The sequence below is a fragment of the Kitasatospora sp. NPDC094019 genome (genome assembly GCF_044764505.1).
In the GTDB taxonomy this organism is placed as follows: Bacteria; Actinomycetota; Actinomycetes; order Streptomycetales; family Streptomycetaceae; genus Kitasatospora.
Map to the genome: position 1 here is coordinate 431,541 of NZ_JBIWIF010000003.1, position 19,312 is coordinate 450,852.

A 19,312-nucleotide genomic window follows, 5' to 3' on the forward strand; every position below is an offset into this window, starting at 1 on the left:
TCGGAGACCCGTGACCATTTTCGACGAATCCTCGTGGGGCGTCCTCGGGTTCGAACTCGCCACCTGGCTGGTGGCCTTCGGCAGCCTGGTCGCGCTGCTCGCCGTCGGCGGCCTGGAACTGCGCCGCAAACGGGCGCCCGCCGGCGTGGACGTCACCACCAAAGCCTGCGTCCACCTGGACGACAAGGCCGTCATGGACATCTACCGCATGGGCCGGTACACCGCCGCCCTGACCCAGGAGGTCGAGCAGCGGATCACCCGCAACCTGCACTTCGGCGGCGAGGTGCCGGGCACGACGGTCGGCATCGGCACCGAGGCGGCGGAGGAACGGATCAGCCGGTACGTGCGGAGCGACGCCCCGATCGACGTGATCGGCGTCATCATCAAGGCGCTCGACGACCGGGACGGCATCATCCACGCCGATCTGTTGACCGGCACCGTCCGGAAGAACCGGGCCCTGGCCCGCTCCCTGGACGCGGTCGAGGAATCCGGTCCGCGTCCCCCCGGAGTCCCGCTCTCCCGGGCGGATGCCTACGTGCTGCTCCGGGGGAAGTTCCAGGCGGTCGGTCCCGGGCCGGCCGCCGCCGAGGGCGGCACCGTCTTCCTGGCCCGCTACGGACGTCCCGACGACCTCTCCCGGAGCGGGCGGGTGCGGGTCACCTGCACCCGCCCGGGGCTGAGCGACTCCGAGGCCGGTGCGCAGACCCGCGCGGGGTACTGCCTCGGGACGGTCCACGGCTGGGACGCGGCGAAGGCGACGCTGGAGGTGCACGCGATCGCGCTCTTCCGCTGACCGGGCGGCGCCCGGTTCCCTTCGGCGCTCACGGCCGAGCACGCACAGCCGAACCCTCACGGGTCGGCGCCGAAGGGTTGCCGCCCCCGGGTCGGCGCTCACGCCCGGCGGGCGCCCACCGGTGCCTCCGGACGGGACCGGTCGGCGGGCGGCCCCTGCGGGCGCGGCGCGGCAGGGCGCAGCAGCAGGGCGACCAGGACGGCGGCCAGGGCCAGGGCGGCGGAGCCGCAGCGCAGGGCGAGCTGGATGCCGTCGGTGAAGGCGGCCTCGACCGCCGACCTGACCGGTCCGGGCAGCGGAGCGGTGCCCGCGCCCGGCGTGGTGGCGGCGGCCAGGGCGTCCGACGGGAGGCCGAGGCCGGACAGGGAGTCGGTCAGGCGGTGGGTCAGGACGGCGCCGAGGACGGCGATGCCGAGCACGCCGCCGAGTTCGCGCAGGGTGTTGACGGTCGCCGAGGCGGTGCCGATCCGCTCCGGGGCGACCCGTTGCAGTACCGCGATCGAGACCGGGGTGAAGGTCGTCCCCAGGCCCAGGCCGAGGACGAACAGCGTCCACAGGTAGTCCAGGTAGCGGGCGTTCTCTCCGTACAGGGACAGGCCGGCGAGGCCGAACGCGCACAGGGCGATGCCCAGTACCAGCGGGATCCGCGGCCCGTACCGGCCGGTCAGCCGAGCCGAGAGCGGACCGGCGACGACGATCATGGCCGTCATCGGCAGCCCGGCCAGGCCGGCGGCCGTCGGGGACCAGTCCAGGACGCCCTGCATCAGCAGCGGCAGGAAGAACAGCGCGCCGAACATGCCGAAGCTCACCGCGAATCCGCCCAGCAGCGCGCCGCCGAGCACGCCGTCGCGGAACAGCCGGAGGTCGAGCATCGGTTCGGCGAGCCGCAGTTCGAGCAGCAGGAACGCCGTCAGCAGCAGCACCGCGAGCGCCGCGGTGGTGAGCACCCGGCCGTCCGTCCAGCCGCGGTCCGGCCCTTCGAGCAGGGTGTGGACGGCAGCGCCGAGGCCGAGCGCCGAGAGCACGAGGCCGCCGAGGTCGATCCGCCGGGCCCGGCCCGGGACGACCGGGAGCACCCGGGCCGACAGGACGAGTGCGGCGACGCCGATCGGGACGTTGATCCAGAAGACGCTCGCCCAGCCGAACGCCTCGACCATCGGGCCGCCGACCACCGGGCCGACCGAGAGACCGAGCGCGGAGACGCCGGACCACCGGCCGATGGCGCGGGTGCGTTCCCGTTCGTCGGTGAACACGTGCCGCAGGATGGCGAGGCTGCCGGGGGTGAGCAGGGCCGCGCCGACGCCCTGGAGCATCCGTGCGGCGACCAGGGCCCCGACCGTTCCGGCCAGGGCCGCGGCGGCCGATCCCAGCGTGAACAGCGCCAGCCCGAGCCGGAAGACGGCGGTGCGGCCGAACCGGTCGCCGAGCGCGCCGCCGGTGAGCAGCAGCGCGGCGAAGACCAGGCTGTAGCCCTCGGCGACCCACTGGAGACCGGTGATGCCCGCGTCGAGGTCCTCTCCGACGCGCGGCAGGGCGTTGTTGACGATGACGTTGTCCAGCATGGACATGAACATGGTGGTGCACAGCGTCGCGAGCGCGAGCCGCTGGCGGCGCCGGACGTCCGGCGCCCCGCTCTCCCCCATCGGGCGTTCCTCTCGATTGCCCTGAGATCCCTAACGGCGTTAGGGACGGTTTCGACGGGGAAAGCGTGCACCTAACGGTGTTAGATTGCAAATGGAAAAGCGGGCCCTCCGCCCGTCCCGCCCGACGAACAGCCCCCGCCAACAGCCCCCACCAACAGCGCCGACGAACAGCGCCGACGAACAGCGAGGACCTCATGCCGGCCACCGAGGACGACGCCACCCAGCCCGGACTCACCCGCGACGCCCTCGCCCGGGCCGCCCTGCGGGTCCTGGAGCGCGAGGGCCTGGCCGGCCTGTCGATGCGCAAGGTCGCCGCCGAAGTCGGGGTCAAGGCCGCCTCGCTGTACTGGCACGTCCGCAACAAGGAGGAACTGCTCGACCTGCTCAACGACGCGCTGATGGCCGACGCCGAGGCCCCGCCGCGCACCGGCGACTGGCGCACCCAGCTGCGCGGCTACTGTCGGCGCCACCGTGCCCACCTGCTCGGCCGGCGGGACGCGGCCAAGGTGATGGCGGGGCGGCTCGCCCCGGGCCCCCACCTGATGCGACTGATGGAGGAACAGCTCGACCGGCTGCGGGAGGCCGGCTTCTCCCCCGCCGACAGCGCGATGATCTCCTACCTGCTCGGCGCGTACGTCCAGGGCTTCGTCCTCCAGGAGCAGTCCCCGATGGCGGCCGCCGAGACCGCCGGCGCCGGGCGGCGCGAGGTCGCCGACGCCGCCGCCGAGCGCTTCCGCTCGCTGCCCGCGGCGGAGTTCCCCCACCTCGTCGCGATGGCCGACGACCTCACCGGCCCGGACCTGGACGCCCGGTTCGACTTCGGCCTCGACCGCATCCTCGACGGACTCGCCGCACTGCTGCCGCCCGACCGCCGCTGACCCGACCGGCACCGGGCCGACCCGGCACCGACCGGACCGCCGCCGACCCCGCCGCCACCGACCGGTCCGCCGCCGACCGATCCGCCGCCGACCGGCCGCACCGGCCTTCCCCACCCGGCACGAACAGTGACGACCCATCAACGGTCCGCACCCGGGGGGTGACAGGGCGACCCCGGCGGCAGACACTGGGAGGAGGAAACTCCCACGTCAACGGGTCGGCCGGTACCGGCCGGTGCCGGCCGCGGAGAGGCAGGCCGGCCATGAGCGCGCCGTCCTCCAGGCTCCCGATCGTCTACGTCCGGGGATACGCCGGTGGCACCCCCGGGATCGAGAAGGCCGTGACGGATCCGTTCTACGGATTCAACGAAGGCTCGACGCACATCCGCGTCGGGCGCCAGGACTCCCCCGTCTTCTACCAGTTCGAAAGCCCGTTACTGCGCCTGCTCACCGACGAGGGCTACCACGTCCTCGTCGAGGGCGGCCAGGACGCATATCTGGCGAACCACCCGGACAAGGTCGACTGCGAAAGCGTCTGGATCCACCGCTTCTACGACCGCTGCTCAGGCACCTGGGGCGGCGAACCCCAGGCGTTCAGCCTGGAGCGCGCCGCCGAGGACCTCCTCCGGCTGATCGAGGAACTGCAGGCGCGCGGCGCCCCGCAGGTCCACCTGGTCGCCCACTCGATGGGCGGCCTGATCTGCCGCTGCCTGCTCCAGAAGGTCATCCCCGAGCAGCGGAAGGGGAAGCGCGCCACCGACTACGTGTCGAAGCTGTTCACCTACGGAACGCCACACGGCGGCATCACCTTCGCCGTCGGCTTCGGCATCCCCGAAGCGCTGCGCGACACCTTCGACTTCAACGGTGCCGACGTCTTCGGGCCCGACCGGATGTACCGGTACCTGACGCCGGACCCGGATCCGGACGGTCCGCCGGAGGGCTGGCGAGCCGTCGACGTGCCGCACGACGACGGCAGCGGGACGGCGGAGGACGCCGCGGGCGGGTTCCCGCTCGACCGGATCTTCTGCATGATCGGCACCGACTCCGACGACTACGACGTCGCCCACGGCGCCTCCGCCTCCGCCGTCGGCCCGCGCAGCGACGGCCTGGTGCAGATCGAGAACGCCCAGGTCACCGGCGCCAACCGGGCGTTCACGCACCGCAGTCACAGCGGCCGGTACGGACTGGTCAACTCCGAGGAGGGATACCAGAACCTGCGCCGCTTCCTGTTCGGCGACCTCCGGGTCCGCGCCGACCTGGTCGACCTGGAGCTCTCGGACCACGACCCCGACGTCACCTGGCAGGCCGAGGTTCGGCTCCAGGTCCGCGGACTGCCGGTGCTGCTGCACGAACGCACCGCCCCGCACTGGTGCCCGATCCAGCTCTCCGACCCCACCCCGGCCACCCTCCGGACCCGGACCGCCCGGGACGGCGCCGTCCAGCTGGCGACCACCTTCCTCTCCAGCAGGCTGCTCCCGCACCGTTCGGACGCGGAGCGCGCGACGGCGGACGCCGAGCACGGCGGGCCGCCCGGGACGAGCGAACCGGTGCGGTTCGCGCTCGACCTGCGGGTGTTGGGACTCAAGGAGCACAACGGCTTCTTCGGCTTCGGCGACCACCTGGAGCAGACCGCCGACTTCGCGGACACCCTGATCGTCGACGTGGACACCGACTCCCCGCGCCCGGCGGCCTGGGCGCACTGGAACTCCGAGGTGGACGGCCCGATCCGGGACCTCCGCCCGACCGGCCCACCGCTGCCGGACGAGGACCCGCGGGCCGACGCCTGGCTCGCCCACATCCCCCTGCCGGCCACCACCGGCCCGATCCTCGGCCCCGACGCCCGGATCCGGCTCACGGTCGGCCCCTGGAGCTGAGCCCCGGGCCGACCGGGCCCCGGCCGTCACTCCGGCACCGGGCCCCGCCCGGCCCCGCCCGGGCCGCTCGGGCCCGGCCCTAACCGTGCCACTCGGCCGTCGGGGGGTCCGTCCTGGGTTCGGCGCCGGAGTCGGTCCAGGCCGCTGCCGCCGGGCCGAGTCGGGGGTCGACGCCCAGCCGGGGGTCGGCGCCGGGCTGCGGGCCGGTGCGCGGTCCGGGCTCCGGCGGCGGCCCCTCGGCGACCAGCAGCACCCGGCGCAGCAGGTCCGCGAGCTGGTGCCGCTCGGCCGGGGAGAGCACGCCGAGCAGTCGGTGCTCCTCCCGGCCGACCACGTCCAGCGCCCGCGCCCAGGCCAGCCGGCCCTCCTCGGTCAGTTCGACGTCGACCCGGCGGCGGTCGTCGCTGGAGGGCGTGCGGACGATGAATCCGCGCCGCTCCAGTGCTTCCAGACGCCCGGTCACCGAGGCGGGCGCCAGGCCGAGGTCGCCGCGCAGCTCGGACGGGGTGGCCCGGCCGCCGCGGCCGGCCAGCCCGTGCAGGGTGTCGAACTCGTGCTTCTGCAGTCCGTAGTCGGCCACGCCCTGCTCGCGGACCCGGACCAGGTGCCGGGTGAGTTTGCTCATCCGGGTGACGGCGCCCTCGACGTCCGGGTCCAGGTGCGGCAGCACCGGCCGCCAGCGTTCGACGTGGCCGTCGGTCCAGTCGCGGGGCCGGTCGGCCGCCGTCCGGTGCGTCGCGGGTGTCATGCCCCCGAGTCTAGGCCGCCCCGGACCAGGGGTTTTTCGGTGCCTGATATTTCGTTGACGAAATTTCGACACCGAAATACAGTGCTCCCGTGACCTCGACCCACCACCCGCACCCGCTGCGCCTGCCCGCCTTCCGGCTGCTCTTCCTCGGCCGGACGATCTCCACCCTGGGGGACGCCGTCGTCCCCGCCGCCCTCGCCATCGCCGTCACCCGGGCCACCGGCTCCTCCTCCGCGCTGGCCCTGGTCCTGGGCTGTGCGATGGTCCCGCGTCTGCTGCTGCTCCCCCTGGGCGGCGTTGTCGGGGACCGGGTCGACCCCCGGCTGGTCGCCCTCGTCACCGATCTGGTCCGGGCCGCCGCCCAGATCGCCGTCGGCCTCGAACTCCTCGGCGCCCAGCCCCGGCTGGCCGCCGTCGCGGCCGCCGAGGCGGTGGGCGGCATCGCCTCGGCGTTCGCCATGCCCACCGCCAGTCCGCTGGTCGCGGCCGCGGTGGACGGGCCGCAGCGGATGCGCGCCAACGCCCTGCTGGCCTCGGCCGTCAACGGCGCCCGGCTCGGCGGCCCCGCCCTGGCCGGCGTCCTCGTGCTGACCGCGGGGCCGGGCTGGGCGTTCCTGCTCGACGGCGCCTCCTTCCTGGTCAGCGCGGCCCTGCTGACGCGGCTGAAGGTGCGCCGCACCCCCGCCGAGCGCAGGTCGCTGCGCACCGACCTGCTCCGGGGCTGGAGCGAGGTGCGCTCGCGCGACTGGTACTGGACCAGCCTGATCGGCCACGCCGTGTGGAACGGCGCCGCCGCCGTCCTGCTCACCCTCGGGCCGCTGATCACCGCCCGGCGGATGGGCGGGGAGGGCGTGTGGATCGCAATGACCCAGGCCGCCGCCTTCGGTGTGCTGGCCGGCTCGCTGCTCGCCGGCCGGTTCCGGCCCCGGCGCCCGCTGCTGGTCGCCACCCTCGGCCTCGCCCTCTACTCGCTGCCACTGGTCGCCCTGGCGGTGACGGCGCCCGCACCGGTCACGGTCGCCTCGTACGCCCTGGCGATGACGGGGCTCGGCTTCCTCAACCCGGTGTGGCAGACCGTGGTGCAGCAGGAGTTCCCGCCGCAGGTACTGGCCCGGGTCACCTCCTACGACTGGCTGCTGTCGCTCGCCGCAGCCCCGCTCGGGTACACGCTCGCACCACTGGCCGCCGACGCCTGGGGGAGCGCCGGGCCGCTGCTGGTGACGGCCGCCCTGGTCGCGCTGGCCTGTGGCGGGGCGGCCTTCGTCCCGGGCGTCCGCCGGGTCGGGCGGCCGGCGGACCCGGACGGCCCGACCGGCACGACGCGCGAGCGGCTCACGGGCACCGCGCGGGGCGACCTGACGGGCGCTCGGGTCCTCGTCGACAAGAGCCCGGGGCCGACCGATCCCCGTGCCACCGAGGCGCCTTCCACAGCTCAGGAGGCCACGGTCCCGGCGGCTCGGCGGGACCCTACGATACGGGGATGATCGCCTATGCCCCAGCGGCCTTCTTCTTCCTCCTCTGCGGAATCGGAGTCCTGCGCGACCGACGCAAGTTCAGCAACGCCGTGCTGCTCGGCATCGGGGTCTCGCTGCTGACCCTGGCGTTGATCGCGGAGGTGCGCCGGGCGCCGACCCTGGTGGCCGAGCTGACGGTGGCCGTCATCGCCCTGCTGCCGACGGTCGGCACGGTGGCCCTGGTCTGGTTCCTGCTCTCCAACGGCGTGACGATGGTCCGCAAGGAGGGCCGGCGGCCGGCGAACCTGCTCTCGCTGCTCGCCGGCCTCGGCATCCTCGGGCTGATCGGTCTGCTCGGGGCGGCCGTCCTCACCGACTCCCCTCGGCTCGGCGTCCTCGCCGCCACCGCGCTGCTGGTGGTCGGCTACGTCTCCTTCCTCTTCGTCTGCTTCGTCGGCTACGCCTTCCTCTACCAGCGCCACCTGCCGCGCAAGGAGGTGGACTTCGTGGTGGTGCTGGGCTCGGGGCTGATCGGCGGCGACCGGGTGCCGCCGCTGCTCGCCAGCCGGCTCGACCTCGGCCGCGCGCTCTACGAGCTGCAGTCGGCGCGGGGCAACCCACCGGTACTGATCACCTCGGGCGGCCAGGGTCCGGACGAGAAGCTGCCCGAGTCGCACGCGATGGCGGACTACCTGATCGAGCGTGGCTTCCCCGCCGAGCGCCTGGAGCGCGAGGACCGTTCCCGGACCACCGAGGAGAACCTGCTCTTCAGCAAGGAGATCATGGAGCGGGAGAAGCCCGACTACCGCTGTGTTGTCGTCACCAACAACTTCCACGCCTTCCGGGCCGCCCTGACGGCCCGCACCACCGGGGTCAACGGCCAGGTCTGCGGCTCCCCCACCGCCCGCTACTACTGGCCGAGCGCGACGATCCGCGAGTTCGCCGCCGTCTTCCTCTCCCACAAACTGGTCAACTTCGGGATCTGCGGCTTCGTGGCCGTGTGCGGACTCGTGGCCGCGGCGCTGAGCCCCGGCTCCTGACCGGGCGCCCGGGCCGGTGGTGCCGCCATGGCGGCACCACCCATGACCGGGCCCCGGGGGACGGCCGCCCGTCACATGGCGGCCCCGGGGCGGGCGCGGCACCCTGCACGGCAAGGTCCCGTACTCCTCCCCCACCCCGGAGCCCCCGATGGCCGTGTCCCCCACCGCTCCACCGCCCGCCCGCCGCGTCGGCCGTGCGGGCCGTACCGGCCTCGCCGCCCTACTGACCGCGGCTGCGCTGCTCCTCCCCAGCGCCACCTCGACGGCCGCGACCACACGCCTGCCCGCGCCGGCCGCTCCCACCGCCACCGGAGCCACCGGAGCCACCAGCGGCACGTTCCAGCAGGTCACCGGATTCGGCAGCAACCCAGGCAACCTCGCGATGTACACCTACGCCCCGGCCGGGCTGCCCGGCGGGGCGCCCCTGGTGATCGCCCTGCACGGCTGCACCCAGACCGCCGCCGACTACTACCGGCACTCCGGCTGGCCCGAACTCGCCGACCGCTACGGCTTCGCCGTGGTCTTCCCCCAGACCGGCGCCGCCAACAACCCGCTCTCCTGCTTCCGCTGGTTCGACGCCGCGCAGAACGCCCGCGGCGTCGGCGAGGCGGCCTCCGTACTGCAGATGACCACCAGGGCCGGCACCCTGTTCGGCACGGACCGGAGCCGGGTGTTCGTCACCGGTCTGTCCGCCGGGGGCGGTATGGCCGCCGACCTGCTGGCCGACTATCCGGACGTGTTCGCCGGCGGGGCCGTCGACGCCGGTCCGCCCGCGCACTGCGCCGCCACCCTGGCCGCGGCCTCGTCCTGCCAGAACGACGACCAGCGACTCGGCCCCGCCCAGTGGGCGGAACGGGTCCGGGGCGCCGACCCCGGCCACCCCGGGCCGTGGCCCCGGGTCGCGATCTGGCAGGGCTCGGCGGACACCACCGTCCGCCCGGTCAACGGCACCGAACTGCGCGACCAGTGGACGGCGGTGTGGGGCATGGGCCAGAGCCCCTCCGGCACCCGGAGCCTGCCCGGCGGCACCACCGAGACCCGCTACGACGACACCGCGGGCCGGCCCGCCGTCGCGCTCTACTCGATCGCGGGCATGGGGCACGGACTGGCCGTCGCCCCCGGCTCGGGAGCCGACAACTGCGGGGCCACCGGCACGTACTTCCTGGACGCGATCTGCTCCGGCTACCACACCGTGATCTTCTGGGGCCTGGACAGCGGCGGGCCGACGGTCCCCGGGCTGCCCGCGCCCAGCGGTCTGACCGCCACCGCCACCGCGGGCGACACCGTCGCGCTCGGCTGGCAACCCGTCACCGGGGCCGTCTCCTACCGGGTCTTCCGGAACGGCGCCCCGGTCGCGGACCCGACCGGCACCGGCTGGACCGACAGCGGTCTGAACGCCGGCACCGCCTACGGCTACACGGTGGCCGCGGTCGGCGCCGACGGCACGCCGGGCGCCCGCTCCACCACCGTCACGGTCACCACCCCGGGCGGCCCGGCACCGTGCTACACCACCGACAACTACCACCAGGTGGCGGCCGGGCGGGCGACGGTGAGCGGCGGCCTGGTGCACGCGCTCGGATCCGGCCAGGCGATGGGACTGTGGAACACCTTCACCGTGCACAGCCTGCGCCGAACCGGCCCCGGCTTCTACGTACTCGCCGACGGCAGTTGATGACCGGCTCCCCGGCCCGGCCCCGCGACCGTCCCCGCCGACCGCCCTCCACCACTCACCGTCCGCCGCTCACGGCCCACCGACACTTTGACGAAAGGTTGACCTGCTCACGGCAGAATGTTGGGGGGCCTCGCTCCTATGGTCGGCCCATGCCTCCACTGCCCCCCGGCCCCGGACGGACCGCCACGCTACCGGTACTGCCCTACCGCAAGCCCACGCCCGGCCGCGACTACTGGGTGTTCGACGACGTCCTGCCCGACCCGGACGCGGTCCGCCGACGCTGCCTCGACCGCAACGACTGGACCGAGGGTTACCCCTACCGGCCGGAGAGCTGGCCCGGCCTGCGCACCATGCCCGGCCTGGAACCCGAGGAACTGGCCCGGGTCGAGGCACTCGTCCGCAAGGCCACGGGGGCGTCCCGGCTGTGGGTGCAGAGCACCCCGGGCGGCGGCACCCTGAACCACAACTGCATCCAGCTGGTGGGCACCGCGGAGTCGGAGTCGCGTCCGCACACCGACTCCCGGGCGCTGTGCCGCTTCGCGGCCGTGCTCTACCTCAGCCCCGGTGCGCCGAAGGACGCCGGCACCGGCTTCTACCGCCAGCAGTTCCCCGGCGGCCGGCTCGGCGGCAACCTGGTCACCGCCCCGCACAACAACCTGGTCGAGGCCCTCGGCACCCGCCGCGTCCCGGCCGACGCCTTCACCGAGGACGTCCGGGTCCCCAACCGCTACAACCGCCTGCTCGTCTACCACGCCAACCTGATCCACAGCGCCACTTCCTACCACGGCCTGACCCTGGAGGAGCGGCGGATGACGGCGGTCTTCTTCTGGATGGCCTGACGGCCCGGCCCCACCGACCCCCACCCCCCACACCGCGGAACGCCGCCCCTCCCTCCCCGAAGGGCGAGGGGCGGCGTTCCGTGCACCACGAACACCCGTTCAGCACCGGTGAGCCCGAGCTGATGAATGATCAATTGTTCTGACAAACAAGGCGATTGACCGTTCGACCGAACGCCCCGACATGAAACGCTTCCGTGTCCGGGCGGGTACGGAATCGCGACGCCCGGCGGACGTCCGACCGCTAGCCTGAGGGGCCGTAGACGCTGACGCCCGGGTGGGGACGATGACCGATGTGTGGGACGACCTGCGCCGTCGCTGGCAGGACGCGTACGAGGCCGTGGAGAACGGCGACGACGAGGACGACGAGGACGTCCGGCTGACACCCACCGGCCTCGGGGCCTCGGTGAACCCGATCGCGGTCCTCGGTGAACCCGGCGCCGGAAAGACGGTGCTGTACCGGTCGCTCTCCCTGGCGTACCGGGGCGGCGCGAGCGACAGCACCATCAGTCCCCGCCCGGAGAAGCACCAGAGCCTGCTGCAGATCGGCGGCACCAAGCAGCTGCGCCTGTCCGTAGTGGTGGTACCGGGCCAGGCATCGCACGAGCGGGAGCAGGCCATGCGGGAGACGGTGCTGGGCGACGCCTCGCCGCGCGGCATCATCTATGTGACGTGCTGGGGCCACAACCGGATCTGGCACCGCGGTGTCCAGCAGGAGGTCCAGGAGGCCCTGGAGCACGAGTACGGCGCCGTCACGGCCGAGGACCTGCGCGAGTGGCACCTGGAGAAGGAGCGCGCCGACTTCCGGGAGCTCGTCTACCGGATCATCGACAAGGAAGTCGCGACGCGGCTGGAGTGGCTCGCCGTCGTCGTCTCGAAGGCGGATCTCTACTGGGACCGGCTGGACGAGGCCCGCGACTACTACATCCCCGGCGGAGCGGGCGGGCCCGGCGCGGAGTCGCGGTTCTGCAGGCTGATGCGCGACCTGGAGAAGGAGACCCGACTGCGCATCGCCGTGATCCCGATGAGCTCCCGGCTGATCCGGTACAAGCCGCTCCCGGGTCTCGGCGCGCAGCGGTCGCTGCTGGACGACCCGCAGTTGGGCCCGCTGCGCCGCAACCTCGGACGCACCGTCCAGGAACTGCTCCTGCCGGAGCAGAACGGGGCCGACCGTGGTCGCCGGTGAGCGCGGCGACCACCGCGAACGGCGCGGCGGCTTCGACGACGACCTGGTGAAGGCGGAGAAGCGGTTCACGGCCCTCGAATCGGAGCGGGCCAGACTTCGGTACCTGCTGGCCCTGCGGGCCGTCGTCGGCGCCAGCAGCGCGGCGGCCCTCGTCCTCGGCATGGCGGCGGCCGGGGCGGGACCGCTCTGGCCGGTCCTCGGCGCGGTGGCGGCCGTCGCGCTCCTGGCGGCGGCCGCCGTACTCGGCCGTGTGTCCGTCGCTCCGCTCCGGTCCCGGATCCAGGTCGAGGAACGGGCGGTGCTCCGCGAGGTCGACCGGCTCCGGGAGACCTTCGTGCGGGTGTCCGTCCGGGAGCAGTGGTCGCCGGGACACCTCCGGAACATCCGGCAGCGGCTTTCCCGATTCCCAGTAGAGGCAGGGCAGTACTGATGTTGGAACGCATCGCCAAGCAGTTCGGCCTGGCGACCGCCGGAGCCGCCGCGCTGACCATCGCCGGCAGTCTGCTCTCCTCCCGCAACCCGGGGCACTTCCAGCAGGTCTTCCACGACGACTGGGACTACATCAGCGTCGGGTTCGTCCTGCTCATCACCGGCGCGCTGATCTGCGCGGACGGTCTGGTGCTCTACTTCAGCACCTACGGCGGGTTCAAGGACGCCAACGTCAAGCGCGGCGCCCTGCTGACGGCCGGCGGCCTCGCACTGGCCGGCACCGGGATCGCCGCGCTGGTCCTGAAGCTCTTCGGCTGACACTCCGTCCGGCGGCGGGCCGCCGGCTCGCACCACCTCCCGGCGGCCCGACCGTGGAAGAACGGCCCTCGGGCGAGCCGGATCGCCTCGGCACCTCCCGCCTGCGGGTCCCCGCGCCGACCGAGGGCGGGTCGGGCCGGCCCGGCGAGAATGCCGGAGTGGCGGCACACAGGCTCGCCGCCCCGCCCCGCCCCGCCCTCGTCGCGCAGTCGTCGGTCCGGCAGTACAGCGCCCCGGCAAAGCACGGTCGCGCTGCGCCGCTTGCGGTGGACACGGCGGACACGGCCCAGGACGTCGGCCCCGCCCCTCCGGTCGGGGGCGGCCCTCGCCTCCGGTGTCCGCAGGCCGACAGCGGAGGCCACCGCGCCGGCACCTGCTGGAACAGCGACGGCAACGTGCCGCGCGGCCGGGTGCCCGCCCTGTCGGCGTGCGCCGACCGAAGCGCTCCAGCAGCGTGGCGGCCTGTCCTCCTGTCCCGTCGCGGTCCTCCGTCCCGTCCCCCCGTCGGCGGTGCGCCCGGTTGGGAGCGGGTGCGGGCGGGGAGGGGCGGCGTATGGAGAACACCGAGCGGCCGGTCAGCGAGGCGGTGCGGCCGGAGTGGGCCGGGATCGACCGGCTGGGCACGCCAGAGCTGCTGCGGCTGCTGAACGCCGAGGACGGCACGGTGGCCGGGGCGGTGGCGCGGGAGCTGCCGCGGATCGCGGTCGTGGTGGACGCCGTCGTCGCCCGGATGGCGCGGGGCGGGCGGCTGGTCTACGCCGGTGCCGGGACGGCCGGGCGGCTGGGGGTGCTGGACGCGAGCGAGTGCCCGCCGACCTTCGGCACCGACCCCGGCCGGGTGGTCGGTGTGATCGCGGGCGGCCCGGCGGCGCTGGTGCGCGCGGTGGAGGGGGCGGAGGACCGTCCGGAACTGGCGGCGGCCGACCTGGCCGCGCTCGCGCTGACGCCCGAGGACACGGTGGTCGGCGTCTCCGCCTCGGGGCGCACCCCGTACACGGTGGCGGCCGTCCGCGTGGCCCGCCGGGCCGGGGCCCTCGGTGTGGGGTTGGCGGGCGCGGCCGGGTCGCCCCTGGTCGCGGCCGCCGAGCTGGGGATCGTGGTGGAGACCGGGCCGGAGGTGCTGGCCGGGTCCACCAGGCTCAAGGCGGGAACGGCGCAGAAGCTGGTGCTGAATCTGCTCTCCACGGCGGTGATGGTCCGGCTCGGCCGGACGTACGGGAACCTGATGGTCGACGTCCGGGCCGGCAACGCCAAGCTCCGCGAGCGGGCGCGGCGGATCGTGGTCGACATCACCGGCGCGGACGAGGAGACGGCACGGCGCGCGCTGGCGGCCACCGGCGGCGAGGCGAAGGCCGCCGTCCTGGTCGTCCTCGCCGGGGTGGACGCCCCGGCCGCCGCCCGCCTGCTCGCCGCGGCCGGCGGCCACCTCCGCGAGGCCCTGGAACTCGCCCGGAACGGCGACGACCGGTAGGAGGGGCTCGCTCAGGCGGCGGGCGTCACCGCGACCAGTGCGGAGATCTCGGCAGCGACGGCGGCCGGGTCGGCGGCGACGGTGACCCGGGCGACGCCGTCCAGGCCGGGGTGGGTGCCGACCCGGACTCCGTGGTGCGCGTTGCGGAGCAGGTCGAGGTCGTTGATGTCGTTGCCGAAGGCGTTGTAGTGGTCGACGCCCAGCGAGGTCAGGGCCTCCCACTTGTTCGTGCTGCCCGGGGCGAAGTCGATGATCGCCTCGTCCAGGTGGTGGTTGACGGTCATCCCGAGCGCCCGGCCGGTCTCGGCGAGGGCGACCATGTCGGTCGCGTCGACCACCAGGAACTTCACCACCGCCGGAAGCTCGGCGAGGTCGACCCGGCGGGCGAGGCCGCCCTGGTCGACCCGGCCCCGGACGGGGTGATCGGCCGGTCCGGTCCAGGCGTAGTCCCAGGGACCGTCGGCCAGGTAACCCGCCCGAAAGCGGTCGCACGCGACCAGCAGCTCGCGGAGTTCACCGGGGCCGAAGACGGCCCGCGCGCGGACCCGGCCGTCGACGGAGACGAGGCTGCCGTTGCCACCGATCAGGGTGGCGTTCGGGAAGGCCCCGTCGAGGACCGGCAGGAGGTCGCGGACCGGCCGGGCGGAGGCGAAGACCAGCCGGTGGCCGGCCCGCTCGCAGTCCTCGACGGCGGCAAGGATCCGGTCGTCGATCGTCCGTCCGTCGAAGCAGAGAGTGCCGTCGATGTCGAAGACCGTGGTGCGAGCGGCTGAGATGATCATGGAGCGATGATATCGACGCGCTCCCGCGCCCCGATGCACAGCACCGCCCGCCGCCCATCGTCGCCCGCCCGCCCGGTGCGGACGCCGGTCAGGTCTCCTGGGCGTCCAGCCAGTGCAGCAGCACGGTGCGCTCGGTCTCGGTGCCGACGGGGCTGTCCGGGTCGAGCGCCCAGTGGCGGATCCGGGCCAGCGTCTCCGCGTCGAGGTCGAGGTAGAGGCGCCAGTGGGCGCGGGGGTGGCAGTTGCTGTCACGCGGTTCGCCGCACTCGTGGCAGTGGGTGAAGAAGGCGTCGACCAGACGGTGCACGATCGTCTCGGCGGGCATGGGCGGCGGTACGTCCTCACTCACGGGGTCCCGGAACAGTCGGGGCCGCCGGACTTCGTGGGTCGGCGGCCCGCAGTCCAGGGTGCGGGGCGGGACGGGCCCGGCGGCAGGGACCAACGTCCCGACCGGGACACGTCCACGCGCGCCGCCGCCCCGGTACCGGCACGGCACCGGGGCGGCGGAAGCACGACGGAGACCCGGCCCGAGCACGACGGAGACCCGGTCCCCGTGGGGGTGGGGACCGGGTCGTTCGGGGCGCGCCGCCGGGTTCAGCCCCGGCCGGCGGACTTCTGGGTGCGCCGGGAGACCGAGTCGAGCACCACCGCGGCCAGCAGCACCGCACCGGTGATCATGTACTGGATGGCCTGGGCCGCGTGCACCATGTCCAGCCCGGTGGTGATCGACTGGATCACCAGCATGCCGAGCAGCGCCGACCAGGTGCTGCCCCGGCCGCCGAAGAGGCTGGTCCCGCCGATGACGGCGGCGGCGATGGCGCTCATCAGCACGTTGCCGCTACCGAGCAGCTTGTCCGCCGAACCCTGCTGGGAGGCGATGAACAGGCCGCCGAGGCCGGCCAGCATCGCGGAGATCATGAACACCGAGATCCGCACCCGGGCCACGTTGATACCGGCCCGCCGGGCCGCCTCGATGCCGCCGCCGACCGCGAAGATCTGGCGGCCGTAGGAGGTGCGGCGGAGCACGAAGTCGGTCAGCGCGACCACGCCGACCAGGACCACCAGGGGCAGCGGCAGACCGCTGTCCTGGTTGAGCGTCCAGGCGCTGACCAGGGCGACCACGGCCAGGGCGCCGGTGCGCAGCGCGATCTCGCCGAGCGCCCTGGCCGGAAGGCCGGCGGCGGTCCGGCGGCGGGCGGTGAGCACCTGGGCGGCGAGGTAGCCGCCGACGGCGAGGACGGCGAGCAGCCAGGCGAAGAGGATGTCGCCGTCACCGAGGAAGTAGTTGTCCAGGTGGGCGACGACGCCGTCGTTGATGTTGTTGACGGTGCCGAGCTTGCCGAGCACGTAGTCCTGGAGGCCGCTCCAGGCGAGCATGCCGGCCAGGGTGACGACGAACGCGGGGACGCCGATCCGGGCGAAGAAGAAGCCGTGCAGGGCACCCATCGCGCCGGCGGTGAGCAGGGCGAGCAGGATCGCCAGCCACTCGTTCAGGCCCTGGCGCACCGCGAGGACGGAGGTGACGGCGGCACAGGCGCCGGCCACCGAGCCGAGCGAGAGGTCGATCTCCCCGAGCAGCAGGACGAAGACGACACCGACCGAGATGAGGCCGTAGCCGGCGATCCACTTGGTGATGTTGGTCAGGTTGTCGGCCTGGAGGAAGTGTCCGGTGACGCTCTGGAAGATGATCGCGATCAGGATCAGGCCCAGGACGACCGGCAGGGCGCCGAGTTCGCCGCTGCGGATCTTGCGGCGGAACTCCTCGGCGTAGCCGGCGACGCCGCCCTGGCGGACCAGCAGCCGGGGGTCGACGGCCGGGGCCGGGGTGTCGGCGGCCGGGGTGGTCTGGCTGGTGCTCACTTCGCTTCCTCCGCGATACGTGCCTGGCGCCGGGTGACGGCGTTGTCGGTGGCGCCGGTGATGGCGGAGATGATCTCCTCGGGCGTGGTCCCGGCGACCGGGAAGACGCCGTTGTTGCGGCCGAGCCGCAGCACGGCGACGCTGTCGGCGACCGCGCGGACGTCCGCCATGTTGTGGCTGATCAGGATGACGCCGAGGCCGCGCTGGCGCAGCCGCTCGACGAGGTCCAGGACCTGTGCGGTCTGCTCGACGCCGAGCGCGGCGGTCGGTTCGTCGAGGATGACGATCCGGGGGTCGCCGACCAGGGCGCGGGCGATGGCGACCACCTGGCGCTGGCCGCCGGAGAGCGCGGCGATCGGGATCCGCACGCTCGGGATGCGGATCGACAGGGTGTCCAGGAGTTCCTTGGCCCGCCGCTCCATGGCGACCTCGTCCAGGGTGCCGCGGCGGCGCAGCTCGCGGCCGAGGAAGAGGTTCGCGACGACGTCGAGGTTGTCGCAGAGCGCGAGGTCCTGGTAGACGGTCGCGATGCCGAGGGCCTGGGCGTCCTGGGGGCGGCCGATCCGCACCGGGCGGCCGTCCCAGGTGATGGTGCCCTCGTCGATGGGGTGGACCCCGGCGATCGTCTTGACCAGCGTGGACTTTCCGGCACCGTTGTCGCCGACCAGGGCGACGACCTCGCCGGCGTGGACGTCGAGGTCGACGTCGGTGAGTGCCTGGACAGCGCCGAAGCGCTTGGAGACCTCGCGCAGCGCCAGTACGGGTGCGCCTGTCACGTGAACCATCTCCTGCGGGGGTGTTCGTGGTGGGGAGGGGAGGGAGGAAGCGGGGGGTCGACGGCGGGCGGGCAGCCCGTCCGGCGCCGCGCGAGGGCGCCGGACGGGCGGCGGCCGGCTCGCGGGCCGGGCCCCGGTCGGGCCCGGCTCGTCGGGCCTCAGTGACCGGGGGTCACTTCAGGCCGGCGGCGGCGCAGGCGGCGGCGTAGTCGGCGGTGCAGATGTCGGCTGCCTTGTAGAGCCCGTCGGCGATCACGGTGGCGGTGATGTTGGCCTTGGTGACGATCTTGGGGTCCAGCAGCTTGGCCGGGATGCCCTTGTCGGTCTCGCTGTCGACGGTCGCGGAGGCGACGGTCTTGACGTCCTTGCCCTGGAGCAGGCTGACGGCGATCTCGGCGGCGCTGTCGGCGAGCGGCTTGTACGCCTTGTAGATGGTGTACGCCTGGTCACCGGCGACGATCCGCTGGATCGCGTCGAGGCCGGCGTCCTGGCCGCCGACCGGAACGTTCATGCCGGCCGCCTTGAGCTGGGTGATGATCGCGCCGGCCATGCCGTCGTTGGCGGAGTAGACGGCCTGGAAGCCGTCCTTGCCCAGCTGGGTGATGGCGGCGCCGGTCTTCTGGCCCGCGACGGTGGGCTTCCACTCGCCGGACTGCTCGTACACCACCTTCTTGATCTTGCCGTCCAGCACCTTGTGGGCACCGGACTTGAAGAACGCGGCGTTCGGGTCGGCCTCGTCGCCGTTGATCATCACGATGTTGGCGTCCGCGGCCTTGCTGCCGAGCGCGTCCAGCAGGGCCTGGCCCTGGAGTTCGCCGACCTTCTCGTTGTCGAACGAGACGTAGGCGGAGACCGGGCCGGTGGCGAGGCGGTCGTAGGCGACGACCTTGACGCCCTTCGCGGCCGCCTCGGTGACCCAGGACTGGGTGGACTTGGCGTCGAAGGCGTCGAGGACGATCACCTTGACGCCCTCGGCGATCAGGGTGTCGAACTGCTGCTTCTGCTTGGCCGCGCTGCCCTCGGCGTTGCTGTAGCGGACCTTGCAGTCCGGGCAGAGCGCGGTGACCTTGGCCTCGATGAACGGGCGGTCGAAGGACTCGTAACGGGTCGAGGAGGCGTTCTCCGGCAGCAGCAGGCCGATGGACTTGGAGTCCCCGGACTTCGCACCGTCCTTCTTGTCCGCGCCGGCCTTGCCGCAGGCGGCCAGCGAGAGGGCCATCGAGACCGCGGCGGTGCCGACGAGGACGCGACGCATCGTTGCGTTCATGGGGGGATGCCTCCGAGACAGGGGCCGCAACTCCGCGGCGAGGTGGCAGGAGTTAACCCGGCGCCGTCCCTTGTCGTCAATAAGTAAATTCAGGCTCCGGCAAATCCCTGCTCTTTCGTTATCTTCATGAACACCAAGCAGGGATTGAAACTTGGAGGATCCTCCGACCCAAGACCTGACAGGACATGACAGAAAAGGACGAATCGCCCACGACCAATAGCCCTGACCTGGTACGTACCTAGAGGGCAAACGATCGGTCGCTGCACATACCGGCGCTCGGGCGGCGAC

17 protein-coding genes and 1 pseudogene are annotated in these 19,312 nt (G+C 73.5%); 11 read left to right on the forward strand and 7 right to left on the reverse strand.

Annotation, left to right across the window (positions count from 1 at the left end; genetic code table 11):
* The first annotated feature begins 10 nt into the window (after positions 1-10).
* Entirely contained in the window at positions 11-793 is a 783-nt protein-coding gene (locus ACIQ9P_RS09615; RefSeq protein ID WP_402352407.1) for a hypothetical protein, read from the forward strand.
* Between the two features lie 98 nt (positions 794-891).
* Here the strand turns inward: ACIQ9P_RS09615 and ACIQ9P_RS09620 are convergent, their stop codons facing one another.
* Entirely contained in the window at positions 892-2,436 is a 1,545-nt protein-coding gene (locus tag ACIQ9P_RS09620; RefSeq protein ID WP_402352409.1) for an MFS transporter, read from the reverse strand.
* A 194-nt stretch (positions 2,437-2,630) separates the two neighbouring features.
* On the opposite strand from ACIQ9P_RS09620, the gene ACIQ9P_RS09625 reads away from it, so the two are divergent.
* A complete protein-coding gene (locus ACIQ9P_RS09625) occupies positions 2,631-3,314 on the forward strand; it encodes a TetR/AcrR family transcriptional regulator (protein ID WP_402352412.1) in 684 nt (227 codons plus the stop codon).
* Positions 3,315-3,574: 260 nt separating this feature from the next.
* The gene (locus tag ACIQ9P_RS09630; RefSeq protein WP_402352415.1) at positions 3,575-5,185 is read left to right on the forward strand and encodes an esterase/lipase family protein; all 1,611 of its coding nucleotides are present in this window, start codon (positions 3,575-3,577) and stop codon (positions 5,183-5,185) included.
* Positions 5,186-5,420: 235 nt separating this feature from the next.
* Here ACIQ9P_RS09630 and ACIQ9P_RS09635 read toward each other — a convergent pair.
* Positions 5,421-5,933: pseudogene (locus ACIQ9P_RS09635) on the reverse strand (MarR family winged helix-turn-helix transcriptional regulator); the annotation flags it as partial.
* An 89-nt stretch (positions 5,934-6,022) separates the two neighbouring features.
* Here ACIQ9P_RS09635 and ACIQ9P_RS09640 point away from each other — a divergent pair.
* From ACIQ9P_RS09640 to murQ, 8 genes are all read left to right on the forward strand, one after another.
* Positions 6,023-7,417: an MFS transporter gene (locus ACIQ9P_RS09640; RefSeq protein ID WP_402352419.1), complete on the forward strand. Its 1,395-nt coding sequence runs from the start codon at positions 6,023-6,025 to the stop codon at positions 7,415-7,417.
* A complete protein-coding gene (locus ACIQ9P_RS09645) occupies positions 7,414-8,427 on the forward strand; it encodes a YdcF family protein (RefSeq protein WP_402352422.1) in 1,014 nt (337 codons plus the stop codon). Before ACIQ9P_RS09640 ends, ACIQ9P_RS09645 begins: the two co-directional genes overlap by 4 nt.
* 148 nt (positions 8,428-8,575) lie before the next feature.
* A complete protein-coding gene (locus ACIQ9P_RS09650; protein WP_402352425.1) occupies positions 8,576-10,099 on the forward strand; it encodes a PHB depolymerase family esterase in 1,524 nt (507 codons plus the stop codon).
* 149 nt (positions 10,100-10,248) lie between these two features.
* Positions 10,249-10,938 carry a DUF6445 family protein gene (locus ACIQ9P_RS09655; protein WP_375925073.1) on the forward strand — a complete coding sequence of 230 codons (690 nt, stop codon included), beginning with the start codon at positions 10,249-10,251 and terminating at the stop codon, positions 10,936-10,938.
* Positions 10,939-11,221: 283 nt separating this feature from the next.
* Positions 11,222-12,121, forward strand: coding sequence for a hypothetical protein (locus ACIQ9P_RS09660; protein ID WP_402352428.1), 900 nt, complete (start codon positions 11,222-11,224; stop codon positions 12,119-12,121).
* Positions 12,108-12,551 carry a hypothetical protein gene (locus ACIQ9P_RS09665; protein WP_402352431.1) on the forward strand — a complete coding sequence of 148 codons (444 nt, stop codon included), beginning with the start codon at positions 12,108-12,110 and terminating at the stop codon, positions 12,549-12,551. The genes ACIQ9P_RS09660 and ACIQ9P_RS09665 overlap by 14 nt, the downstream gene beginning before the upstream one ends.
* Positions 12,551-12,868: a hypothetical protein gene (locus ACIQ9P_RS09670; RefSeq protein WP_402352434.1), complete on the forward strand. Its 318-nt coding sequence runs from the start codon at positions 12,551-12,553 to the stop codon at positions 12,866-12,868. Before ACIQ9P_RS09665 ends, ACIQ9P_RS09670 begins: the two co-directional genes overlap by 1 nt.
* Positions 12,869-13,421: 553 nt before the next feature.
* Complete coding sequence (murQ, locus tag ACIQ9P_RS09675; RefSeq protein ID WP_402352437.1) at positions 13,422-14,339, forward strand: N-acetylmuramic acid 6-phosphate etherase; 918 nt, start codon at positions 13,422-13,424, stop codon at positions 14,337-14,339.
* 11 nt (positions 14,340-14,350) lie between these two features.
* On the opposite strand, the gene ACIQ9P_RS09680 is transcribed toward murQ, so the two are convergent.
* The 5 genes from ACIQ9P_RS09680 to ACIQ9P_RS09700 form a co-directional block, all read right to left on the reverse strand.
* Positions 14,351-15,121 (reverse strand): HAD hydrolase family protein, encoded by a 771-nt coding sequence (locus tag ACIQ9P_RS09680; protein WP_402352440.1) that lies wholly within the window; start codon positions 15,119-15,121, stop codon positions 14,351-14,353.
* Positions 15,122-15,209: 88 nt separating this feature from the next.
* Positions 15,210-15,446 (reverse strand): hypothetical protein, encoded by a 237-nt coding sequence (locus ACIQ9P_RS09685; protein ID WP_402352443.1) that lies wholly within the window; start codon positions 15,444-15,446, stop codon positions 15,210-15,212.
* Positions 15,447-15,715: 269 nt separating this feature from the next.
* Positions 15,716-16,981, reverse strand: coding sequence for a sugar ABC transporter permease (locus ACIQ9P_RS09690; RefSeq protein WP_402352445.1), 1,266 nt, complete (start codon positions 16,979-16,981; stop codon positions 15,716-15,718).
* Positions 16,978-17,766, reverse strand: a complete 789-nt coding sequence (locus tag ACIQ9P_RS09695; RefSeq protein ID WP_402352448.1) for an ATP-binding cassette domain-containing protein — start codon at positions 17,764-17,766, stop codon at positions 16,978-16,980. Before ACIQ9P_RS09695 ends, ACIQ9P_RS09690 begins: the two co-directional genes overlap by 4 nt.
* A gap of 163 nt (positions 17,767-17,929) precedes the next feature.
* Complete coding sequence (locus ACIQ9P_RS09700) at positions 17,930-19,024, reverse strand: sugar ABC transporter substrate-binding protein (protein WP_402352450.1); 1,095 nt, start codon at positions 19,022-19,024, stop codon at positions 17,930-17,932.
* Positions 19,025-19,312 lie beyond the last annotated feature (288 nt).